This is a genomic window from Streptococcus sp. HMSC072D07 (genome assembly GCF_001814835.1).
In the GTDB taxonomy this organism is placed as follows: Bacteria; Bacillota; Bacilli; order Lactobacillales; family Streptococcaceae; genus Streptococcus.
The window spans coordinates 1-521 of the sequence record NZ_KV818085.1; the positions used below are offsets into that span (position 1 = coordinate 1).

Genomic DNA, 521 nt, shown 5'->3' on the forward strand with positions numbered 1-521 from the left:
ATGTGTTTCACCAAGGCCGTCATCTGCTCTTCCTTATCTGTTAAGTAAAGGAGATTCCCCTTAGCCAGATTCCAAGTAACCGGTTCAACTGTCTCCAAGTCAAGTCCTAATGGCACAAGTCCGTGTTCATAGGCAGTCTGCACGCTTGCTCGGCTATAGAAGTCTTTCTCGGTCAACTCCTCTGGCACCATCGGGATGGCACTTGGGCGCTGTCCGGTCCAGGCTTCTTGGAGGGAAGCGACTTCCTGACGTAGGTTATTGAGGACTTGGGTGTCATTGGCTCCATAAACTGGGAGTGCCAGCTGGATGACATCCACCTCTTCCCGCTTCATAAGAGCACGTCCCTTGATATCTTCCATGGTCATGGCAAGGGGCGTAGAGCCCACGATAGCTCGCACTTCACCTGCCTCATTCTGTGGTAGGCTCAACTGGTGCTTGAAGTTCGAGTAGAGTTGAGCACGAAGGTTGGTCTGGCGACCAGCTGTCACCAAGAGGTGAACCCCGATACTGAGACCTTCACG

At 52.8% G+C, this 521-nt stretch carries 1 pseudogene; it reads right to left on the reverse strand.

The window, feature by feature from the left end:
- Window positions 1-521 (reverse strand): annotated as a pseudogene (locus HMPREF2991_RS09235) (cell division protein FtsK); the annotation flags it as partial.